Origin of the sequence: Pseudoxanthomonas fibrivorans (assembly GCF_041464125.1) — a bacterium.
Classification (GTDB): Bacteria; Pseudomonadota; Gammaproteobacteria; order Xanthomonadales; family Xanthomonadaceae; genus Pseudoxanthomonas.
The window spans coordinates 1,281,715-1,303,513 of sequence record NZ_JBGNUG010000001.1 but is presented as its reverse complement, the minus strand read 5'-3'; the positions used below and the strand labels follow the sequence as shown (position 1 = coordinate 1,303,513).

18 protein-coding genes and 1 tRNA gene are annotated in these 21,799 nt (G+C 71.1%); 11 read left to right on the top strand and 8 right to left on the bottom strand.

Going from position 1 to position 21,799, the window contains the following annotated elements; all coding sequences use genetic code 11:
• Window positions 1–7: 7 nt before the first annotated feature.
• Window positions 8–1,393, top strand: coding sequence for an MBL fold metallo-hydrolase RNA specificity domain-containing protein (locus ACA089_RS06125; protein WP_372014538.1), 1,386 nt, complete (start codon window positions 8–10; stop codon window positions 1,391–1,393).
• A gap of 9 nt (window positions 1,394–1,402) precedes the next feature.
• Here ACA089_RS06125 and ACA089_RS06120 read toward each other — a convergent pair whose 3' ends face one another.
• On the bottom strand, window positions 1,403–2,887 hold the full coding sequence (locus ACA089_RS06120; protein WP_372014536.1) for a CHASE2 domain-containing protein: 1,485 nt from the start codon (window positions 2,885–2,887) through the stop codon (window positions 1,403–1,405).
• 111 nt (window positions 2,888–2,998) lie between these two features.
• Here ACA089_RS06120 and ACA089_RS06115 point away from each other — a divergent pair, with 111 nt between their 5' ends.
• Entirely contained in the window at window positions 2,999–4,603 is a 1,605-nt protein-coding gene (locus ACA089_RS06115) for a phytoene desaturase family protein (protein WP_372014534.1), read from the top strand.
• A gap of 69 nt (window positions 4,604–4,672) precedes the next feature.
• On the opposite strand, the gene ACA089_RS06110 is transcribed toward ACA089_RS06115, so the two are convergent.
• The 6 genes from ACA089_RS06110 to ACA089_RS06085 all read right to left on the bottom strand — a co-directional run bounded on the left by ACA089_RS06110 (window position 4,673) and on the right by ACA089_RS06085 (window position 13,772).
• Window positions 4,673–8,275, bottom strand: a complete 3,603-nt coding sequence (locus ACA089_RS06110) for an ABC transporter permease/M1 family aminopeptidase (RefSeq protein ID WP_372014532.1) — start codon at window positions 8,273–8,275, stop codon at window positions 4,673–4,675.
• Window positions 8,276–8,278: 3 nt separating this feature from the next.
• Window positions 8,279–9,175 (bottom strand): ABC transporter ATP-binding protein, encoded by an 897-nt coding sequence (locus tag ACA089_RS06105; protein WP_372014530.1) that lies wholly within the window; start codon window positions 9,173–9,175, stop codon window positions 8,279–8,281.
• 100 nt (window positions 9,176–9,275) lie between these two features.
• Window positions 9,276–10,337, bottom strand: coding sequence for a serine hydrolase domain-containing protein (locus tag ACA089_RS06100; RefSeq protein ID WP_372014527.1), 1,062 nt, complete (start codon window positions 10,335–10,337; stop codon window positions 9,276–9,278).
• Between the two features lie 34 nt (window positions 10,338–10,371).
• Window positions 10,372–12,246 carry a DUF885 domain-containing protein gene (locus ACA089_RS06095; protein ID WP_372014526.1) on the bottom strand — a complete coding sequence of 625 codons (1,875 nt, stop codon included), beginning with the start codon at window positions 12,244–12,246 and terminating at the stop codon, window positions 10,372–10,374.
• 72 nt (window positions 12,247–12,318) lie between these two features.
• Window positions 12,319–13,098 (bottom strand): queuosine precursor transporter, encoded by a 780-nt coding sequence (locus ACA089_RS06090; RefSeq protein ID WP_372014523.1) that lies wholly within the window; start codon window positions 13,096–13,098, stop codon window positions 12,319–12,321.
• Entirely contained in the window at window positions 13,095–13,772 is a 678-nt protein-coding gene (locus ACA089_RS06085; protein WP_372014520.1) for a DUF502 domain-containing protein, read from the bottom strand. The genes ACA089_RS06090 and ACA089_RS06085 overlap by 4 nt, the downstream gene beginning before the upstream one ends.
• Before the next feature lie 69 nt (window positions 13,773–13,841).
• Here ACA089_RS06085 and ACA089_RS06080 point away from each other — a divergent pair, with 69 nt between their 5' ends.
• Window positions 13,842–15,224 carry a hypothetical protein gene (locus ACA089_RS06080; protein ID WP_372014518.1) on the top strand — a complete coding sequence of 461 codons (1,383 nt, stop codon included), beginning with the start codon at window positions 13,842–13,844 and terminating at the stop codon, window positions 15,222–15,224.
• On the opposite strand, the gene ACA089_RS06075 is transcribed toward ACA089_RS06080, so the two are convergent.
• Entirely contained in the window at window positions 15,200–15,679 is a 480-nt protein-coding gene (locus ACA089_RS06075; RefSeq protein WP_372014515.1) for a DUF4442 domain-containing protein, read from the bottom strand. The genes ACA089_RS06080 and ACA089_RS06075 overlap by 25 nt on opposite strands.
• 147 nt (window positions 15,680–15,826) lie before the next feature.
• Between ACA089_RS06075 and accD the strand changes: the two genes are divergently transcribed.
• The 8 genes from accD to ACA089_RS06035 all read left to right on the top strand — a co-directional run bounded on the left by accD (window position 15,827) and on the right by ACA089_RS06035 (window position 21,791).
• On the top strand, window positions 15,827–16,720 hold the full coding sequence (gene accD / locus ACA089_RS06070) for an acetyl-CoA carboxylase, carboxyltransferase subunit beta (protein WP_372014512.1): 894 nt from the start codon (window positions 15,827–15,829) through the stop codon (window positions 16,718–16,720).
• Entirely contained in the window at window positions 16,717–18,075 is a 1,359-nt protein-coding gene (gene glmM, locus ACA089_RS06065) for a phosphoglucosamine mutase (RefSeq protein WP_372014509.1), read from the top strand. The genes accD and glmM overlap by 4 nt, the downstream gene beginning before the upstream one ends.
• A gap of 60 nt (window positions 18,076–18,135) precedes the next feature.
• On the top strand, window positions 18,136–19,089 hold the full coding sequence (locus ACA089_RS06060) for an isopenicillin N synthase family dioxygenase (RefSeq protein WP_372014506.1): 954 nt from the start codon (window positions 18,136–18,138) through the stop codon (window positions 19,087–19,089).
• A 103-nt stretch (window positions 19,090–19,192) separates the two neighbouring features.
• A complete protein-coding gene (gene tpiA / locus ACA089_RS06055; protein ID WP_372014503.1) occupies window positions 19,193–19,951 on the top strand; it encodes a triose-phosphate isomerase in 759 nt (252 codons plus the stop codon).
• Window positions 19,952–19,988: 37 nt separating this feature from the next.
• Window positions 19,989–20,441, top strand: a complete 453-nt coding sequence (gene secG, locus ACA089_RS06050) for a preprotein translocase subunit SecG (RefSeq protein WP_372014501.1) — start codon at window positions 19,989–19,991, stop codon at window positions 20,439–20,441.
• A 42-nt stretch (window positions 20,442–20,483) separates the two neighbouring features.
• Window positions 20,484–20,568: transfer RNA gene (locus tag ACA089_RS06045), tRNA-Leu, on the top strand.
• 303 nt (window positions 20,569–20,871) lie between these two features.
• Window positions 20,872–21,228, top strand: a complete 357-nt coding sequence (locus ACA089_RS06040; protein ID WP_372014499.1) for an NADH-quinone oxidoreductase subunit A — start codon at window positions 20,872–20,874, stop codon at window positions 21,226–21,228.
• Window positions 21,219–21,791 carry a NuoB/complex I 20 kDa subunit family protein gene (locus ACA089_RS06035; RefSeq protein ID WP_372014496.1) on the top strand — a complete coding sequence of 191 codons (573 nt, stop codon included), beginning with the start codon at window positions 21,219–21,221 and terminating at the stop codon, window positions 21,789–21,791. Before ACA089_RS06040 ends, ACA089_RS06035 begins: the two co-directional genes overlap by 10 nt.
• The last annotated feature ends 8 nt before the right edge of the window (window positions 21,792–21,799 follow it).

The window sequence follows — 21,799 nt, the reverse complement described above, 5'->3', positions numbered from 1 at the left end:
AAGGGCCATGCAGGTCGAATTCCACGGCGCGGCCGGCGAGGTGACCGGCTCGATGCACCTGGTCGAGGCCGCCGGCCGGCGGATCCTGCTGGACTGCGGGATGCTGCAGGGCCGGCGCGAGCTCGAGGCGCAGAACGCCGCGCCGTTTCCGTTCGAGCCGGCCGGGCTCGATGCGCTGGTCCTCAGCCACGCCCATATCGACCACATCGGCCGGGTCCCGCTGCTGGTGGCACGCGGCTTCCGCGGGCCGATCTTCCTGCAGCGCGCCACCGCCGACCTGCTGCCGGTGATGCTCGAGGACGCCGCCTCGCTGGCCGAGGCCGATGCCGCCCGCGCCAACCGCCATCGCGATCCGGAAGCGCCGGCACAGGCGCCGCTGTTCACGCGCCAGGACGTGGCCGCCGTGCTGCCGCTGCTGCGGCCACTGGACTACGACGCGCGCAGCACGATCCTGCCCGGCGTCGACCTCGCGTTGCGCGATGCCGGCCACATCCTCGGCTCGAGCATCGTCGAGCTGTGGGAGACGGAGGACGGCGCGACCCGCAAGCTGGTGTTTTCCGGCGACCTGGGGCCGAAGGGCACGCCGATCCTGCGCGACCCCGCGTCGATCGCGGAGGCCGACCTGGTGCTGATGGAGTCCACCTACGGCGACCGCAACCACCGCGACCGCCAGGCCACCATCGCCGAGCTCGGCGCGGTGTTCGAGCACGCCTGGCGCGAGCGCGGCAACGTGCTGATCCCGGCCTTCGCGGTGGGGCGCAGCCAGGAGCTGCTCTACTGGTTCGCGCGCCACTGGGACGACTGGAACCTGCCGCGCTGGCGGATCTTTCTCGACAGTCCGATGGCCTCGCGCGTGGTCGGCATCTACGACCGCCACCACGCGCTGTTCGACGAACAGGCGCAGGAGGTGTGGCGGCAACGGCCCTCGCCGTTCCGGCTGCCGAACCTGCACGTGACCGCCACCACCCAGGAGTCGATGGCGATCAATTCGATCGGCAACGGCGCGATCATCATCGCCGGCTCGGGCATGGCCAACGGCGGGCGCATCCTCCACCACCTGCGCCCCCGGCTGGGGCGGCGGGACACGCACGTGGTGTTCGTCGGCTACCAGGCCGAAGGCACGCTGGGCCGGCGCCTGGTGGACCGTGCGCCGTGGGTGCGGATCCACGGTCAGGACTGCCGGGTCAACGCCCGGATCCATACCGTCGGCGGCCTGTCGGCGCACACCGACCAGCAGGGGCTGATCGAGTGGTACGGCCAGTTCCGGAACGCGCCGCCGCTGGTGCTGGTCCACGGCGAGGACCGCGCCCGCGAGGCGCTGGCGGGCGAGATCGGGCAGCGAGCGGGCAGGCCGGTCACGCTGGCCAGGCCGGGGATGCGCCTCGCCGTGTGATGCGCGCGCTCAGGGCGCCGGCTGCGGCGAGCCCGGCCAGGCGACGTCGAGCGTGCCGGGGCACGAGCAGGCCGCCCCTTCGCACGCATGGACGTGGCCTGCCGGCGCGGCAAGGTCGCGCGCGATCGCCTGTTCGCGGATGTCGGCGAGGAGGCGTCCCGCCGCTGCCGGCGGCGTGCCGGGCAACAGCAGGACGAAGCGTCCCGCCCCGAGGTGCGCCGCAAGGTCGCCCGGCCTGCGCGCGCGTTCGCGCAGCAGCTGGGCCAGGCGACAGGCATCGCCGCGGTCGTCGCCGCCGTCGAGCAGCAGCAGGGTGTGCGGCGCGCCGGTCCTGCGCGCCTCCGCCAGCGCCGCGTCGAGCCGCGCGCGCGAGGCGAGGCCTGGCACGGGACGGTGTTCGCGCAGGAGGCGCCGGAGCGCCAGCAGGGTCCAGGCCAGCAGCGCGAGGAGCAGCACGCCCAGCACGCCCCCGGGTGCGAACCACAACTGGCGCGAGGCCAGCCACGCGGCCAGTGCCAGGCTGGCAAGCATCGCGCCGCACAAGGCCAGGGGCATCCGCGCGCCGCGCGCGCGGTCGCCGCCACCCAGCGCCAGGCCCGCGCCTGCCAGCAGCATCGACAGCAGCACCTGCGCGGCCGCCGGCAGCGGTCGCCTCGTATCGCCCTGCAGCAGGGCCACCAGCGCGCGGGCCTGGTGCTCCACCGGGTACAGCATGGCGCTGCCGAACGGCCCGGGAACGCGGGCCTGGCGCGCCGGATCCGTCAGGCCGACCAGCACCCAGCGGCCATGCAGCCGGGAAACATCCAGCCGGCCGGCCATCAGGTCGTCCGCGCGCAGCGTGGGTGGCACGGCCGCATCGCGCCGGTAGCCCGGCCGCCAGCGCGGGTGGCCTTCCCGGTCGCCGGTCCAGGCGCTGCCCGGCTTGGCCAGCGCGAGCGGCAGCGAGGGCCAGCGCACGCCATCGGCGGTCAGCTGGTGCGGCAGGTGGTAGCGGATCCGGCCGTCCGGTCCGCGTGGCAGCAGGACGTGGCCGAGCCGCGCCGCCTCGGCGAACTCGACTGGCGGCAGCTGCGCCCGCGGCAGGCCGCCGGCCTCCGTCGCCAACGGCACGCCGACGACCACGCGGTTGTCCAGGATCGCCCGTGCCAGGCGCGCCGCGCCCGCCGGGTCGCCGGTCGACGCCTGCAGGTCCATCGGCAGGTCCAGCGCTACGCCGCGCACGCCCGCCCCGCGCAGGCGTTCGACCAGGTCGGCGACGCGCGCGTTGGACCAGGGCCAGGGCGTGGCGGCGTCGATGCCCAGCACGAGCGCCGGCGGTGCCGGGAGCGGTTGCCGGGGCGATGACAGCGCGAGGTGGGCCACGTCATCCAGCGCGGCGGTCAGGCCGGACACGCCGAGCAGCGCGGCCAGCACGCCCGCGGCCAGCGCCGGCGTCCAGCGACGCAGCCGGGAACCCGGCGCCTGCGCGCTCACCGGTACCGGGGCGCGCAGCACGTGCGCTGCGCCGGCCCGGCGGTCCGGAACTGTGGCATTGCGACCATCCTCCGTTCCCCCGATCGCAGCCCCCTGCGCACGCAGTATAGGCCGAGTGGTATACCTGTGCGGATGGGAAAAACAGCCGAAAACAACACCGACGTCCTGCTCGTGGGCGGCGGCCACAACGGGCTGGTCTGTGCCGCTTACCTGGCTCGCGCTGGGTTGAGGGTGACCGTGCTGGAGCGTCGCCAGGTCGTCGGCGGCGCCGCGGTCACCGAGGAGTTCCACCCCGGTTTCCGCAACTCGGTGGCCTCCTACACCGTGTCGCTGCTGCAGCCGAAGGTGATCGCCGACCTCGACCTGCACGGCCACGGCCTGCGGGTGGTGCAGCGCCGGCGCAACAACTTCCTGCCGCTGCCGGACGGCGGCTACCTGCTGACCGGCGCGGGCCGCACGGCGGAGGAGGTGGCGAAGTTCTCGGCGCGCGACGCCCGGGTCCTGCCGGCCTACGAGGCGCGGCTGGACGCCATTGCCGACGTGCTGCGCGCCCTGGCCCTGCAGGCGCCGCCCAACGTCACCGACGGCGGCTGGTGGAAGGCGCTGCCGGAACTGATGCGCGGCGCGAAGCTGGGACGGCGGCTGCATGCGCTGGACGAAACCCTGCGCCAGGACCTGCTGGACCTGTTCTCGATCTCCGCGGCCGAATACCTGGACCGCTGGTTCGAGAGCGGGCCGATCAAGGCGCTGTTCGGGTTCGACGGCGTGGTCGGCAACTACGCCAGCCCGTACGCGCCGGGCTCGGCCTACGTGCTGCTGCACCACGTGTTCGGCGAGGTGAACGGGGTCAAGGGCGCATGGGGCCACGCGATCGGCGGCATGGGCGCGATCACCCAGGCCATGGCCCGGGCGGCGACCGCCGCCGGGGTGGACATCCGCCCCGGCAGCGGCGTGCGCGAAGTGCTGGTGGAGAAGGGGCGTGCGGTCGGGGTGGTCACGGAGGAGGGGCTGGCGCTGCGCGCGCGCGCGGTGGTCGCCAACGTCAATCCGAAGCTGCTCTACCAGCGACTGCTGCCGGCGTCGGCGGTGCCGGAGGCCACGGCGGAGCGGATGCGGAACTGGCGTTGCGGCTCGGGCACGTTCCGCATGAACGTGGCGCTGTCGCGGCTGCCGGAGTTCACCGTGCTGCCCGGCGAGGGCGACCACCTCACCGCCGGGATCATCCTGGCGCCATCGCTGGACTACATGGACCGGGCCTGGCGCGACGCACGCGATCACGGCTGGTCGCGCGAACCGATCGTGGAGATGCTCATCCCGTCGACCCTGGACGATTCGCTGGCGCCGCCGGGCATGCACGTGGCCAGCCTGTTCTGCCAGCACGTCGCCCCCGAACTGCCGGGCGGACGCAGCTGGGACGACCACCGCGAGGAGGTCGCCGACCTGATGATCGCCACCGTGGATCGCCATGCGCCGGGTTTCGCCGCCTCGGTGCTTGGCAGACAGGTGCTTTCACCGCTGGACCTGGAGCGGGTGTTCGGCCTGGTCGGTGGCGACATCTTCCACGGCGCGCTCAGCCTGAACCAGCTCTTCTCGGCCCGGCCGATGCTGGGCCAGGCGGACTATCGCGGGGCGATCGCCGGTCTGTACCTGTGCGGTTCGGGGACCCATCCGGGCGGTGGCGTCACAGGTGCGCCGGGCCACAACGCCGCGCAGGTCGTGATCGCCGACCTGCGCTGAGACTTCCGGTAACCACCTGCGGGCCGCCGGTGCGCCGGGTCCCGCGCCTTCCGGCGCGGGACCGCACACTCACTGCTTCAGCGTGGCCTTCTTGCGGTTGTCGCCGGAATCGCGGTCGATCAGCTTGTTGTACGGATCGATGCCGGCCTCGTAGGGCAGTTCGTCCACGACCAGCTCCAGGGTCGTGTCGCCCGCGGTGATCCGGTGCTTGCGCAGGTACAGCACCTTCTCGTCGGCTTCGGAGCCGTCCTCCGCGCGTGCGAACACGCCGATGTCCACCAGCGCGTCCACCGGCTCCTGGGTTTCCTTGCCCTTGCCGTCGGTGGACACCTTCTCGGCCTGCACCTTGAGCGTGACCACGTACTTGCCATCCGCGCGCTTGCGCACGTCGACGGCGGTGGCGCGGTGGTTCCAGAACACGATGCGCTCGAACAGGTCGCGGATGAACGGGTGGTGCTCCGGTGCGGTGCGCGCATACAGCAGGTCGAGGAAATCGCGGGTGGTCGGGTAGGGCGGGCCCTTGAATCCCCACTGCCGCACGAACTCGGACAGCACCGCATTGAGCTTTTCCTCGCCGATCGCATCGCGCAGGGCGTAGAACACCACCGAGCCCTTCTGGTAGTGGATGTACTGCTGGTTCTCGTTGAGCGCCAGCGGCAGTTCCTCGACCCGCTCGGCGGCGCGGCTCATCAGGTAACGGTCCAGTTCGTACTTGAGGAACCGCCGCATCTGCCGCGGCCCGTACTCCTTCTCCATCACCATCAGCGCCGAATACTGGGCCAGCGACTCGGACAGCATCGTCGCGCCCTGCACGTTGGCGCCGATCACCTGGTGCGCCCACCACTGGTGCGCGGCCTCGTGCGCGGTGACGTAGAACACGTAGTCGATGTCTTCCTTGTCGCGCAGGTCGGCGATGAATCCGATCGATTCCGAGTACGGGATGGTGCCGGCGAAGGCCTGGGCGAACGACTGGTACCCCGGGAACTCGAGGATCCGGAACTGGCGGAACTGGTAGGGCGAAAAGTTGCGGCTGTAGTAGTCCAGCGACTTCCTGGTGGAGTCGATCATCCGCGGCACGTTCCAGGCGTGCGTGGGGTGGTGGTAGACCTCGATGGCCACGTCGTTCCAGCGGTCGCGCGCCACCTGCCAGTCGGCCGACAGCCAGGAGAAGAACGGCAGCAGCTGCGTTTCCGACTTGTAGTGGTAGTAGCGGCGGCCGTCCTGCTCCCATTCGCGCTGCAGGTAGCCCGGCGCCAGCGCGATCTGGCCGTCGCTGGTCGACACCGTGGTCTCGAAGTCGACCCAGTCGCCGGTCGTGGTGAGGTAGTTCGAGCCGCGCGCGGCGACGTCGCCGATCGGGTTCATCCGCGGCAGCGCCGGCAGGTCGTGCTTGCGCCGGTCGTTGCGGTCCTGCAGCTGGGCGCGCTCGTTGTAGCCGAACTGGGGCAGCGCGGCGTAGTTGTTGAAGAAGGTGCCGTTGTAGACGACCGAGGTGCCGCCGCCGCTCATCGGGAATCCGTGCGGCACGCTGGACAGCTCGAAGGCGAAGTCCAGCGACGCGCCCGGGGCCAGCGGCGTGGCAAGCCGGTAGATCGCATAGCCGTTGACGTCGTCCTTCTTCACCACCGTATGCGGTCCGAACTCGAGCTTGCGCACCTCCACGTCGGTGTTGGTGCTGACGTGCAGCTCGGCGATCGGCGAACCGGTGCGGTTCTCGAGGCGGTAGTGCCCGCGGATGTCGACGCGCCGCTCGTCCGGGAAGATGTCGACGTCGGCGCGGATCGAGGCGATGCGCGGTTGCGGCAGGTCCTTGTACTGGCGGTACGCCTTCTCGTAGTCGGCCTGCCGCTCCTCGGCCAGGTCGCCCGGCACGTAGTCGTTGAGCACGTTGGTGTTGTAGAAGATCCAGCCGCCGAGGCCGGCGAACACCAGCAGCGAGGCGGCCAGCGTCGCCAGCGCCGGCCCGCGCAGCCGCGCGCGCGCCTGCCGCAGGCGGTCGCGCAGGCCCAGCGACGTTCCGCGCGGCCAGAACAGCAGGGCGACCACCAGCAGCATCGCCGCGAACGCCGCCCAGTACCCGCGCAGCAGCAGGTGCGGGCCGATGAAGTGACCGTAGCCGTTCATGTCCGAATACGGGGCGGGCGTGGCCGAGTTGTAGCGGTACAGCAGGTGGTCCAGGTCGAGCATGCCCATGGCCGCCCGCGCGACCAGGTACACGATCATCAGCAGGTAGCCGATGAACTTGTTGCCGCTCACCGCCTGCAGGAAGACCGCCAGGGCCGCCATCAGCGCGAACGGGATCGCGGCCAGCGCCAGTCCCTTCAGGTACAGCAGGGGCTCGAACGCGGTGTAGCCATGGCCCAGCTGCCAGCCGGCGGTGAACAGCATGCCGGCGAGCAGGAACGCGACCACCAGCCCGGTCAGGGCGGTCATCTTCGAGGCCAGCGGGATCCAGTCGGGCAGGGCATACGCATCGGTGGCCTCGGCCACGCGCAGGCTGCGCTCGCGCCAGACCAGTTCGCCGGCGTAGAAGGTGACGATGATGATCAGGAACAGGCCCATGCCGCCGTCGATCGTCGACAGCATCCGCCGCGTCACCGGGTACAGCTCGGTGCCGTACATGCTCGAGCCGAACTTGAGCACGGTGAAGATCATCAGCAGGCCGAGCACCAGCATCACCAGGAACGGCGCGCCGGTCAGCGCGCCGCGCAGGTCGAACCCGGCCAGCTGGCGGTACTGGGTCCAGCGGGCGGCGGCGTTCCGGCGCAGGCTGACCTGCGGCAGGGCCAGCGGCACGGCCGCGGCGGCCACGCCGGGCTGCGGCGCGGACGGTTCGGGCGCGACCGCGGCCTTGCGCCGGTGCAGGACGATGCCCTCGCGGTCGGCCCGGAACATGCGGAACGCGACCGCCAGCAGCACGACGGTCACGCCGAGCCACAGCGCGCGGTTGCCGAGCAGCAGCCCGGTGAGCGCGGGGAGCTGGCCGTTGTACTGCGCGCTGGACCAGTAACGGATGTGCTCGCCGACGGCGGTGGTACCCGAGGGGTCGAGCAGCGCGCCGATCCAGCGCGAATCCAGGTCCTGGGTCAGGAAGCCGGAGGCCGTCCACAGCACGAAGAAGCCGATCACGCCGATGTAGGTGTAGAGCATCGAGCGGGTCAGGGTCGCCAGCAGGAACAGCAGCGCCGACAGGAACAGCAGGTTCGGGACCACCAGCACCCCGAACGCCCAGGCGTAGGCGGTCCAGGGCGTCGGCCCCAGCCGCGCCTGGTCCAGCCACGGCATCAGGCTGCCCAGCCACAGCCCGAAGGCGACGGCGGCCAGGATCGCCAGGCTGGCGAGGAAGCCGCCGCCGAAGCGCCCGAGCAGGTAGTCGCGCTTGCGCATCGGCGTGGCGAAGAACAGCTCCGCCGTGCGCTGCTCGAAATCGCGCAGGGCGATGCCGGCGACGAAGATCGTGGTCAGCAGCACCGCCAGGACGCTGAAGCTGCCCAGCAGGCTGATCACCACCGCCGGCGCGTTGCGCAGGATGTTGCCGACCCCGCCGCCGAAGCTGACGTTGTCCGAGGCCATGCTGCCGAAGCCCAGCAGGGCGAACACCAGCATGACGATCCAGAACACGCCGTTGCGCAGCAGCAGGCGGCGTTCGAAGGACAGGAGATGGCGCAGCATGGCTCAGGCCACCTGCGCGGGGCTGGCGGCCAGCGCGACCTTGCGCAGCTCGCCGAAATACACGTCCTCGAGGTTGGCCGGCACCGCGGAGAAGCCGTCGCCCGGCGCACCGTCGGCCAGCACGTGCACCACCGGCTGCCCGCCGACCAGGCGCGAGGACAGCACGGCATGCCGCTGGATCACCTCGCCCAGTTCGGCCTTGTCCACCCGCTTGCGCCATATCCGTCCGTCCAGCGACCGGATCGCCTCGCGCGGCTCGCCGGCCAGCCGCACCTGGCCGGCGGCGATGATCGCCATGCGCGGGCACAGGTCGGTCACGTCCTCGACGATGTGGGTGGACAGGATCACCACCGTGTTCTCGCCAATCTCGGCCAGCAGGTTGAGGAAGCGGTTGCGCTCCTCCGGGTCCAGGCCGGCGGTGGGTTCGTCGACGATGATCAGCGACGGCTGCCCGATCAGCGCCTGGGCGATGCCGAAGCGCTGGCGCATGCCGCCGGAGAAGGTGCCCAGCTTGCGCTTGCGCACGTTCCACAGGTTGACCTGCTGCAGCAGCGCCTGGACCAGCGCCTTGCGCTCCCCGCGCGCGGTCACGCCCTTGAGCACGGCCAAGTGGTCCAGCATCGCCTCGGCCGAGACCTTGGGATACACGCCGAACTCCTGCGGCAGGTAGCCCAGCCGGCGGCGCGCCTCGGTCTTGTCCGCCAGCACGTCCAGGCCGTCGAGGTGGATGCTGCCGCTGTCGGCGTCCTGCAGGGTGGCGATGGTCCGCATCAGGGTGGACTTGCCGGCGCCGTTGGGGCCGAGCAGGCCGAACATGCCGCGCGGGATGTCCAGGGTGACGTCCCTGAGCGCCTGCACGCCGTTGGCGTAGGTCTTGGACAGCGAGCGGATCTCGAGCATGCGGTACATCCTCCGTTGATGTGGTGCCGATCCTCGCCGGGCTTGCCGGCCCGGGCTATCGGCTGGAAGTCATGGACGGGGTGGGAATACGCCCCGTCGGTCAGGGCGCGGCCGGCTGGCGGAACAGGCGGCCGATGGCCAGCGCCAGCGGATACGGCTCGGGGTCGTTGCGGTTGGTGAGGACGACCACGGTCAGGCGCTCGGCCGGCCAGCGCACGACCACGTTGCGGAAGCCGATGCTTTCGCCGCTGTGCCACGCGCTGTCGCCGTTGAGCCGCCAGCCGAAGCCGTAGTGCGGCACGTCCGGCTCGTCCGTCGCCGTGGCCGGCGCGAACATCCGCGTCCGCGACCCCGCGGCGAGCAGGCGGTCGTCGTACAGCGCCGCGTCCCAGCGCGCGAGGTCGTCGATCGAGGAATAGATGCCGCCGTCGCCGAGCACCGCGCTGGTCTGGCTCTGGTCGGTGCGGGTCCAGCGGCCGCCGGCCAGGGTGTACCCCCAGGCGCGATGCGCGACGGTGTCCACGCCATCCTGGTGCGCGACGGAGGACCGCATGCCCAGCGGCTGGAAGATGCGCCGGCGCAGGAACGTGGCGAAGTCCTGGCCGGAGGCGCGACCGACCACCAGCGCCAGCAGCGCATAGCCGCTGTTGCTGTAGCGATAGGCGCTGCCGGGCGGGAAATACGTGCGGTCCTGGCCTTCGAGGATGCGCAGCACGTCGGCATCGTGCAGCTGCCCGGCGAAGTCCGCCGGGACGTGCTCCTCGTAGTCGACCAGGCCGGAGGTGTGGCTGAGCAGCTGGCGAACGGTGACCGCTTCGGCGGCGGCGGGCAGCGACGGCAGCCAGCGCTTCACCGGATCCTCGAGCGTGAGCCGGCCGTCCTCGGCCAGCAGCAGGATCGCCGCGGCCGTGAACTGCTTGGTCACCGAGGCCAGGCGGTAGTTGGTTTCCGGCGAGGTGGCGACGCCCGCTTCGAGGTCCGCCAGGCCGTAACCCCTGCGCAGCAGCGGTTCGCCGTCGCGCAGCACCAGCACCGCCGCGCCGGGCACGCGGCCGTCGTAGTCGCGCATCAGCGCATCGACGGCCGCGACCGGATCTCCGGCGGGCGCGGCGGGCGTGCCGGAGAGCATGGCCAGGGCGAGCAGGGGCAACAGCGAGGACATCGGACGTCTTCCCCGGACGTGGCGATGCCGCAGGTTAACCCGTCGGGGCCTGCGGCGCCGCTGCCTGCTGGTCCGCGATCCACGCGTCGACCTTGGCCTCGAGCACGTCGAGCGGCACCGAACCGTCCTTGAGCACCTCGGCGTGGAACGCGCGCACGTCGAAGCGCGGGCCGAGCGCGGCCTGCGCCTTCCTGCGCAGCTCCATGATCTTCAGCTCGCCCATCTTGTAGGCCAGCGCCTGGCCGGGGATGGCCATGTAGCGCTCGGTCTCCGACACCGCCTCGACCTGGCTGGTGGCCGAGTTCTCGAGCATGTAGTCGATCACCTGCTGCCGGGTCCAGCCCTTGCTGTGCAGGCCGGTGTCCACCACCAGCCGGATCGCGCGCCACAGTTCGTTCTGCAGGTAGCCGAAGTACGAATACGGGTCCTCGTACAGGCCCAGGTCGCGGCCGACCGATTCGGCGTACAGGCCCCAGCCCTCGGTGAACGCGGTCTCGCCGCCGAAGCGGCGGAACGCGGGCAGGCCGCCCAGCTCCTGCTGCAGCGCCAGCTGGAAGTGATGGCCGGGGATGGCCTCGTGCAGGAACAGGTCCTCGGCGTCCCAGGTCTTGCGCGAGGGCAGGTCGTAGGTGTTCACGTAGAACACGCCGGGGCGGCTGCCGTCCTCGCTCGGCCGCATGTAGGAACCGCCGGCGGCGGACTGGGCGCGGTACGGCTCCACCGGGCGGATCTCGAAGCCGGCCCGGGGCAGCAGGGAGAACTGCTGCGGCACCCTGGCCATCACCTTCGACTCCAGGCCGCGGTAATAGGCCAGCAGGGCCTCCTCGTCGGCGAACTGGAATCGCTTGTCCTGCTGCATGAAACGGAAGAACTTCTGCATGTTGCCGCGGAACTTCACCTGCTTCATCACCTTGCGGATCTCGCCGTGGATCCGCTCGACCTCGTCCAGGCCGATCTGGTGGATGCGCTCGGGCGCCAGGTCCGTAGTAGTGCTCTGGCGGGCGTTGTAGGCATACCAGGCCGCGCCGTCGGGCAGCGCGGCCAGGCCGGCGCTGCTGCGCGTGGCCGGCAGGTAGCGGGTGGCGATGAAGCCGCGCAGGCGCCGGTAGGAGGGCATCAGCCGCTGCTCGATCAGCTGCTTGTACTCGGCGGCCAGGCGCGCGCGCTCGGCTTCGGGGAACTCCGCCGGCATGGTCCGGATCGGGTTCCAGAACAGGGTCTCCTCGGCGGTCGGCTTGATCAGCGCGTCCAGCTGCGGCAGCACCTTCTCCATCAGCGGCCGCGGCTGGACGACGCCGGCGGCCATGCCCTGTTCCATGTTGGCGATCGCCTGTTCGAACAGGGCCGGCACCTGGGCGCCGCGCTTGAGCCAGTTGTCGTAGTCCTTGACCGTGCGGAACGGCTGCGCGCTGCTGCCCGAGCCCAGCATGGCCACCAGCGTGGCCGGGTTGTTGAACTGGTTGACCGGCTGCATCCAGCCCGGGAAGCGCTCGCCTTCCAGCGCGTCGCGGGCATTGCGCACGAAGATCCGGTAGCTCAGCAGGTCCTGGCCCTGCAGGCCCTCCTCGCCGACCGCTTCGACCTTGGCCAGCCATTGCGCGGTGAAGTCGTGGCTCTGCTTGCGGAAATCGGCCGACAGGTAGTTGGGCAGCTGGTCGTTCCAGCGCGGGTCGCCCTGGAAGGTCGCCTGGAGGGGATTGAGCTTGAGCGAGGCGTCCCAGTATTCGGCGTAGAGGCGCTGCAGCTGCTCGGGCCGGGTCTCGGCCTTCTTCGCCGGCTTGGCCTTGGCGGGCGCCGAAGCGGCGGGCCGCTTGGCCTTTTTCTTCGCGGCGTCCGCCGGCGCGGGCGCGAGCAGGACCAGGGCGACGGGAAGGGCGAGCCAGCGCAGCCGGTTCGGGGACATGGGCACTCCGGATAGACGTGAACCCCGGAGAGTGCCGCATCCGGCCGGCGCAGGCCAGCCGGGGGCGCCATCGGCGCGTCAGCGGGCCGCCTGCTCGCGCAGCTCGCGGGCGCGCGCGGCGCCCAGGTAGGCGGTGATCGCGCGCCGCATCACGTAGAGCAGCGGGATCAGCGCGATCGCCGCCAGCATCTTCCACGCGTAGTTGAGGGTGCTCACCGCCAGGAACAGCGAGGTCGGCCACTTCTGCGGGCCGAGCACGAAGGCGATCCAGATCACCACGAAGCTGTCGACCAGCTGCGAGACCGCGGTCGAGCCGGTGGCGCGCAGCCAGACCCGGCGCTCGCCGGTGGCGCGGCGGATGCGGTGGAACACGGCCACGTCGATCATCTGCCCGACCAGGAAGGCGACCAGCGAGCCGGCGATGGTCCACAGGCCCTGGCCGAACACCGCGGCGAACGCGGACTGGTAGTCGGGCACGCCCTGCGCCTGGGCGGCGCCGCGCCACCAGGCGGCCGGCGCGAGCTCGATCGCGGCGAAGGCGAACACGAAGCCGTACAGGATCAGGCCGACCGCCAGCCACGAGATGAAGCGCACGCCGCGGCGGCCGAAGAACTCGTTGATCGTGTCGGTCATGATGAACACCACCGGCCACAGCAGCGTGCCGGCGGTGAAGTTCAGCGACCCGGTCTGGCCGAACAGGTTCCATTCGAACGGGGCCACGCCGAGCGTGTCCTCCAGGGCGAAGATCTTGACCCCGATGAACTCGGCCAGCGCGGCGTTGACGCAGAAGAACGCGGCGAGGCCGATGAACAGGCGGACCGCGCGATCCTCGAACAGGCGCGCGGCCTGTACGCTCACTGCCGCTCGCCCGCGCGGGTGAAGGGCATGGTTTCGGGGGCCACGGCGCCGCCGGAGATGATGAAGCCCATGGCCTGGTCGACGGTCCAGTCGGTCGGCGTCAGCAGCTCCACGGGCACCACTTCCAGGTAGCCCGAGGTGGGGTTGGGGGTGGTCGGCACGTACACCGCGGCCAGTTCGCGGCCGGTGCCTTCCTCCTTCAGCACCCGCGTGACCAGGCCGATGGCCTTCATCTCGCGGTGCGGGAAGTCGATCAGGACCACGCGCTGGGTGCTGCCAGGCTTGGTCTGCAGGATGTCCAGCAGCTTGCGCACGCTGGTGTAGACCAGGTTGGCCAGCGGCACCCGGGCCATGAACGCTTCGAACCAGCCGAGCAGGCGCTGGCCGATCACCCGCCGCGCCAGCACCCCCACGCCCAGGATCACCAGCAGGGTCGCCACCATGGCGATGGTGTTCTGCACCCACAGCGCCTTGCCCCAGCCCATGTAGGTGGGGAAGGAGTCGGCGATGTTCTCGGAGATCGGCACCACCCAGGGCGCGCTGATGCTGGACAGCAGCACGAACACGAACTTGATGACGACCCAGGTCAGCCAGATCGGCAGCAGGGTCAGCAGGCCGGTGAGGAACAGGCGTTGCAGCGAGGCGCGCTGCGGCGCGTGGGAGTCGGGGGACATGGCCGGATTGTAGCGCCGGCGGCGGTTATGCTGATGCCCCGGCATGGGGAATGCCGGCGGGGGAAATGCATGCTACGGATCCTGAAGTGCCTGGTCGGCGGCGCCATCGCCGTGGTGCTGCTGGCGCTGGCAGTGCACGTGGTATCGCGGGCGATGGGGCCGACGAGGGCCGAGCGCGAGGCGCTGGCGCTGGTGCAGGCCCCGCCGCCGGATGGCGGTCGAGATGGCTTCGCGGCGTTGTGGACGCTCGGCTACGACATCCCCGCCGCCGAGCAGGGCCGGGTGCTCGCGGAAGACGTCCGCAGCCTGGGCGCGCTGGCGCCGTGGGACCCTTCGCGCAGGGACGGGCCCGCCTGGCGCAGCGCCCGCGAGGATTGGCCGCGACTGGGCGAACCCCGCCAGGGTGATCCGGACTGGTGCGCGCCGCGCGAGGCCGGTTGCATCGAACGCATCCGGGCCGCGCCGGCCGCCTACGCCGGACTGCTCGCCCACCATGGACGCCTGCTCGAGCGAACAGACGCGCTGTCAGCCTACGACCGCTTCCGCAGCCCGCTCCCGCCGCGGCTCGATGCGCCATTCCCGGAGTTCCAGTGGCTGGCCCGGGCGCACACGCGGGACGCGTGGCGGTTCGCCCAGGGCGACGCCGACGCGGCGCTGGCGGGCGCCTGTGCCGGCGTGGCGCAGGGACGCACCCTGATCGTCGGGGGCGACAGCCTGGTCGGCAGCATGGTCGGCGCGGCCCTGGTGCAGGGCAACGCCACGCTGCTGGCCGAGATGCTGGCCGAGCTGCCGCGCGGCCACCCGTTGCCACCTGCCTGCGAGGCCGCGCTGGGGCTGCCGCTGGATCTTGAGGCGGGGATCTGCCGGACCATGCTGTCGGAGGGACGCTGGGTGTCGGCGGGCATCCAGGGCCAGGCCACGGCGGTGGCGCTGGGTGCAAGCATGGGCAGGGACGTTCCGGCGTGGGCGTCCGGCGCGCTGTTCGATCCGGAGCGTACCGCCGCCCGTGGGGCGCCCAAGTTCGCCTGGTACTGCAGCGCGCAGGCACGCGAACTCATCGCAGCCGACCGGCCGCTGCTTGATCCGGCTCCGCCGCCGTCACGCTGGTCGCTCGCCTGCGCCTCCAACCCGATCGGCTGCGTGCTGGCCGACGTCGCCCAGCCGGCCTATCGCGACTATGGCGTGCGCCTGCAGGATGCCGACGCGCGCCTGCGTACCCTGGCGGCGCTGCTCTGGCTGCGCCGCCAGGACGGCGTGATCGACGAGGCCGCGGTGGCGCGGCTGCCGGCGCCGATGCGCAGCGCGGTGCGGCCGCTCCGGCTGGACGCGACCGCGGGCACGCTCGGCGTCGACCTGTACGAGAGTCCGCGACCGGAGCCGCGCGGCCACGACGGCACCTGGTCCGTGCCCCTGCCGGCCAGCCGGCTTCAGGCGGCCGGCGCGTCGCCCTGAGCCGGGCGGCGGTCCGGCTTGCGCCGCACGTAGACCTGCTTGCGGACCCGGGCGACCACCTCGCCGTCGGCGTTCACGATCTCGTTCTCGAACCAGTGCAGGTACTTGGCGCCGCCGGCGGTGGCCTGGCGGATCTCCTCCAGCACCGCATCGTCGATGTCGAAGCGGGCGGTGACAGTCCCGCGGCCGGGCTTGACGAAATCGATGCTGCCGGACTGGTCCCAGACGTAATAGTCGCGCCCGAGCAGCCGCATCAGCAGCAGCATCCAGAACGGGTCGGTCATCGCGAACAGGCTTCCGCCGAAGTGGGTGCCCACGTAGTTGCGGTTCCAGGGCCGCATCCGCAGCTCGACCCGGGCATGCCGCCAGTCCGGCGATACGTCCGCGACGTGGATGCCGGTGAACAGGAACGGCGGCCACAGGTTGATGCCGTGGCGGAAGACGGAAGGCTTCATGGGAAAGCGGAGGGGCGGGGAAGGCGGAGCCTACCATACGATCACGTACGGATCGCCCGTCCGCTGGGCACCCGCGCGGGGCACGTGAGCTAGACTGTCGCCCTTTTCCGGCCGGCGACGGCCCCTGAACGGAACACACCCTTTCGAATGAGCTGGCTCAGCAAACTGATGCCCTCCGGCATCCGCACCGACAACGCCGCCAACCGCAAGCGCTCCGTGCCCGAGGGCCTGTGGGAGAAATGCGACCGCTGCGGCGCGGTGCTGTACCGCCCCGAGCTCGAGGAGAACCTGGAGGTCTGCCCCAAGTGCGACTTCCACATGGCGATCCGGGCCCGCGCCCGGCTGGCCTCGCTGTTCGACCCGGGCAGCACCAGCGAGATCGCCGCCACCCTGGCGCCGACCGACGTGCTCAAGTTCAAGGATTCCAAGCGCTACGCCGAGCGGATCAAGTCGACCCAGAAGGCCACCGGCGAATACGACGCGCTGGTCGCGATGCAGGGCCTGCTCAAGGGCCGGCCGCTGGTGGCCAGCTCGTTCGACTTCGCCTACATGGGTGGCTCGATGGGTTCGGTGGTCGGCGAGAAGTTCACCCTGGCCGCCGAGAAGGCGCTGGAGATCGGCGCCCCGTTCGTGAACTTCTCCGCCAGCGGCGGCGCGCGCATGCAGGAGAGCCTGTTCTCGCTGATGCAGATGGCCAAGACCTCCGCGGCGCTGGGGCGGCTGCGCGCGGCCGGGCTGCCGTACATCTCGGTGCTGACCCACCCGACCACCGGTGGCGTGTCGGCTTCGTTCGCGATGCTGGGCGACCTGAACATCGCCGAGCCCGAGGCGCTGATCGGCTTCGCCGGCCCGCGCGTGATCGAGCAGACCGTGCGCGAGAAGCTGCCGGAAGGCTTCCAGCGCTCGGAGTTCCTGCTCGAGCACGGCGCCATCGACCAGATCTGCGACCGCCGCGAGCTGCGCGACCGCCTCGCCGGCCTGCTGGCGATGATGGGCCGCCAGCCGCGTCCGGAAGACAGCGACACCCTGGACGCGGCATGAGCAGCGCGCGCCGTTATTTCGGCACCGACGGCATCCGCGGCCGGGTCGGCGAGGGCGCGATCTCCGCCGACTTCGTGCTGCGCCTCGGCAACGCGCTGGGACGGGTCCTGGCCGATGGTCGCCCAGGCCGTCGCACGGTCGTGATCGGCAAGGACACGCGCATCTCCGGTTACATGTTCGAGGCCGCGCTCGAGGCGGGACTGGTCGCCGCGGGCGTGGACGTGCAGCTGCTGGGCCCGATGCCGACCCCGGCGGTCGCCTTCCTGACCCGCACCCTCGGCGCCGATGCCGGCATCGTCATCAGCGCTTCCCACAACCCGCACTACGACAACGGCATCAAGTTCTTCTCCGCCGAGGGCGAGAAGCTCGACGACGCCACCGAGCTGGCGATCGAAACGGCGCTCGACGGCGCCTTCGCCACGGTCGAGTCGGAGAAGCTGGGCAAGGCGGTGCGCGCGCGCGACGCGGTCGGCCGCTACATCGAATTCTGCAAGGCGTCGGTGCCGCGCGGTTTCGACCTGCGCGGGCTCAGGCTCGTGCTGGACTGCGCCCACGGCGCCACCTACCACATCGCCCCGCTGCTGTTCCGCGAGCTGGGCGCGGAGGTGGTCGCCATCGGCGCGGCCCCGGACGGGCTGAACATCAATGCCGGCGTGGGCTCGATGCACATCGACAGCCTCGCCGCCAAGGTGCGCGAGACCGGTTCGGACCTGGGCATCGCCTTCGACGGCGACGGCGACCGCGTGCTGATGGCCGACGACCAGGGCAACCCGGTCGATGGCGATGGCCTGCTGTACGTGCTGGCCCGCGCCTGGCAGGCCAGCGGCCGCCTGCACGGGCCGGTGGTGGGCACGCTGATGACCAACTACGGGCTGGAGAAGGCGCTGGCCGAGGCCGGCATTCCCTTCCAGCGGGCGAAGGTCGGCGACCGCTACGTCCACCAGGCGCTGGTGGAGGGCGGTGGCGTCCTCGGGGGCGAAGCCTCCGGCCACCTGCTGTGCCTGGACCGGGCGACCACCGGCGACGCGATCGTCAGCGCGCTGCAGGTGCTGGACGTGCTGCGCGGGTCCGGGGCCGGCCTGCGCCAGGCGCTCGAAGGCCTGTCCGCGATGCCGCAGAAGACGGTCAACGTGCGCCTCGAGGGAGCCTCGGCCAAGGCCATCGTCGAAGCCGACGGCGTACGCGGCGCGCTGCAGGGCGCGCAGGCGGCGGTGCAGGGCAGGGGGCGCGCGTTCCTGCGGCCCTCGGGCACCGAGCCGGTCGTGCGGGTGACGGTCGAGGCCGATGACGCCGCGCTGATGCAGGACACCCTGGACCGGCTGGCCGCCGCGGTCCGCCAGGCCGCCGCGACCTGATCGCGGCCAAGAACCCCTGACGCGCGGTTGAACCGCCGCGACCGATCTCCGGAGCACGACATGGCTGCACGCATTCCGACCCTCGACATCACGCGTTTCACCGCGCCGGCCAGCAGCGCCGATCGCGAGGCCTTCGTGGCCGAGCTGGGCGCCGCCTACCGCGAATGGGGCTTCGCGGGCATCCGCAACCACGGCATCCCGCAGGCCGACATCGACGCCGCGTACGGCGTGTTCAAGCAGTTCTTCGCGCTCCCGGACGAGGTGAAGAAGCAGTACCACGTCCCCGGTGGCGGCGGCGCGCGCGGCTATACGCCGTTCGGGGTCGAGACCGCCAAGGGCGCCCGGCACTTCGACCTCAAGGAGTTCTGGCACATCGGCCGCGAAATCCCGGACGATTCGAAGTACCGCCCGGTGATGCCACCCAACCTGTGGCCGGCCGAGGTGCCCGGCTTCCGCGAGCACGGCTACGGCCTGTACCAGGCGCTGGACCAGCTCGGTTCGCGCGTGCTGTCGGCCCTGGCCCTGCACATCGGGCTGCCGGAGACCTGGTTCGCCGACAAGACCGATTCGGGCAACTCGATCCTGCGCCCGATCCACTACCCGCCGATCACCGCGGACGACATCCCCAACGTGCGCGCCGGCGCGCACGAGGACATCAACCTCATCACGCTGCTGGTCGGCGCCAGCGCCTCGGGGCTGGAAGTGCTGTCGCGCGGGGGCGAGTGGGTGCCGTTCACCGCCGACGCGGACACCATCGTGGTCAACATCGGCGACATGCTGCAGCGGCTGACCAACCACGTGTACCCGTCGACCACCCACCGCGTGGTCAATCCGCCGGCCGCCGAGGCGCGCAAGCCGCGCTACTCGGTGCCGTTCTTCCTGCATCCGAACCCCGACTTCCTGATCGACGTGCTGCCGTCCACGGTCACCGCGGACAACCCGAGCCGCTACCCGGAGCCGATCACGGCGCAGGGCTACCTCGAGGAACGGCTGCGCGAGATCAAGCTCAAGTAGGCCGTCCCCGCGCCTGTCCGGGCGATGTCCTGCGTTGTCAGCGAGCAGGACATCCGTACTGCGCGGTATCCTTCCGCGCAATACGAGCTATCCGGAGTCGTGCATGCGTCGCAGGATCGTCGCGGGCAACTGGAAACTGCACGGCACCCGTGCCTTCGCCACCGAGCTGGTCGGCCAGATCGCCGCCGGCGCCCCGGTCCCCGGGGTCGAGCTGGTGGTGATGCCGCCGCTCCCCTACCTGGGCGACCTGATCGAGGACTTCGAGGGCACGCCGCTCGCCTTCGGCGCCCAGGACGTCAGCAGCAACGAGAAAGGCGCCTACACCGGCGAGGTCTCGGCCACGATGCTGGTGGACGTCGGCGCCCGCTACGGCCTGTGCGGGCACTCGGAGCGGCGTCAGTACCACCAGGAAAGCAGCGACCTGGTCGCCCGCAAGTTCCGGGCGGCGCTCAATGCCGGCCTGCGCCCGGTCCTGTGCATGGGCGAGCGGCTGGAACAGCGCGATGCGGGCCAGGCCGAGGAGGTCATCGCCGGGCAGCTGCAGCCGGTCCTCGACCTGGTCGGGGTGGCCGGGTTCGCCGACGCGGTGGTGGCCTACGAGCCGGTCTGGGCGATCGGGACCGGGCGCACCGCCTCGCCGGAACAGGCCCAGGCCATGCACGCATTCATCCGTCGCCAGATCGCCGCCCACGATGCTAGAATCGCCGATTCCCTGCCGATCCTGTACGGCGGCAGCGTGAAGCCCGACAACGCCGGCGCGCTCTTCGCGCAGCCCGACGTGGACGGCGGGCTGATCGGTGGCGCCTCGCTGGTGGCCGCGGACTTCCTGGCCATCGCCCGGGCGGCCCCGACCGCCGCCTAGGCACGAAGCAAGAGTCGAGACGACAAGGCAACACGACATGCTGATGCTGATCCTCAACGTGGTGTACGTGCTGGTGGCGATTGCGATGATCGCGCTGATCCTGCTGCAGCGCGGCGCCGGTGCCGCCGCCGGGTCCGGGTTCGGCGCCGGGGCGTCGGGCACCGTGTTCGGTGCCCGGGGCGCGTCCAACTTCCTATCCAAGAGCACCAAGTGGCTGGCCGTGGTGTTCTTCGGCATCAGCCTGTTCATGGCCTGGTACGCCAGCCACAGCGCCCGCCCGGTGGTCCAGCAGAGCCTTGGCCTGATGGCCGAGCCGGCCGCGCCGGCCCAGGGCGCCCTCGCGCCGGGCGAGATGCCGGCCCCGCCGGCCGCCCCGGCCTCGACCGAGGTGCCCGCCGCGGCGCCGGCGGCCAGCGCGCCGGAAGTCGAGCAGGTTCCCGCGCCGCCGCCGGCGCAGGAACAGCCGGAGGCTGCTCCCCCGGCGCAGTAACGCGTACAATGCGCCGCGCCGCGAGCCGGCGCACGGTTTCATGCCCAGGTGGCGGAATTGGTAGACGCACTACCTTGAGGTGGTAGCGACGCAAGTCGTAGGGGTTCGAGTCCCCTCTTGGGCACCATGTGAAAGCCGGCGCGCCAGCGCCGGATGGCAGCAAAGGACGAAGGCCCGCGCGAGCGGGCTTTTTTCTTGCGGTTTGTGGCGATGCGGCACGCTTGCAAGCGTTTACTACCGCGCCGGCCAGCCGCTACAATTCCGCTGCTGTGCACAATCGCAGCGGACAGCGGCACATGTGACTGTCCGCGGCATCGCCGGGTCTTCCAGAGCGGGAGGCGCGGCGGCGAGGACGCAACAGGCGCTCCGCGGCCCTCGCGGAAACGGACCCAAGCCCGGCCTGCCGGGCAGAGGCAAGAGAGAACCGCACGTGCTGGCCCAATACCTGCCGACCCTGTTGTTCCTGATCGTGGCCACCGGCATCGGCGTCGCGCTGATCATCGTCGGCCGGGTGCTCGGGCCGCGCCGCCCGGACCTGCAGAAGCTGTCGCCCTACGAGTGCGGCTTCGAGGCGTTCGAGGACGCGCGCATGAAGTTCGACGTGCGCTACTACCTCATCGCGATCCAGTTCATCGTCTTCGACCTGGAAATCATCTTCATCGTGCCGTGGACCCTCGTGTTCCAGGAACTGGGGCCGCGCGCGCTGGTCACCATGGGCCTGTTCGTCGGGATGCTGTTCCTCGGCTTCGTCTACGTCTGGAAGAAGGGAGCGCTCGAATGGGAGTGATCCAAACCCTCGATCGCCTGATGACCAACCCGATCCCGGAAGGGCGGGTCGACGACATCCTGCGCCCCGAAGGCGACAACCCGCTGCTCGAGAAGGGCTACATCACCACCAGCGTCGACGCGCTGGTGAACTGGGCGCGCACCGGCTCGATGTGGCCGATGACCTTCGGCCTGGCCTGCTGCGCGGTCGAGATGATGCACGCCGGCGCCGCGCGCCTGGACCTGGACCGCTACGGCGTCGTGTTCCGCCCGTCGCCGCGCCAGTCCGACGTGATGATCGTGGCCGGCACCCTGGTCAACAAGATGGCCCCGGCGCTGCGCAAGGTCTACGACCAGATGCCCGACCCGAAGTGGGTCATCTCGATGGGCAGCTGCGCCAACGGCGGCGGCTACTACCACTACTCGTACTCGGTGGTGCGCGGCTGCGACCGCGTCGTCCCGGTCGACGTCTACGTGCCCGGCTGCCCGCCCACGGCCGAGGCGCTGGTCTACGGCATCCTGCAGCTGCAGAAGAAGATCTGGCGCACGCAGACCGTGGCCAGGAAGAACACGATCGACCGCTGAACCCACGT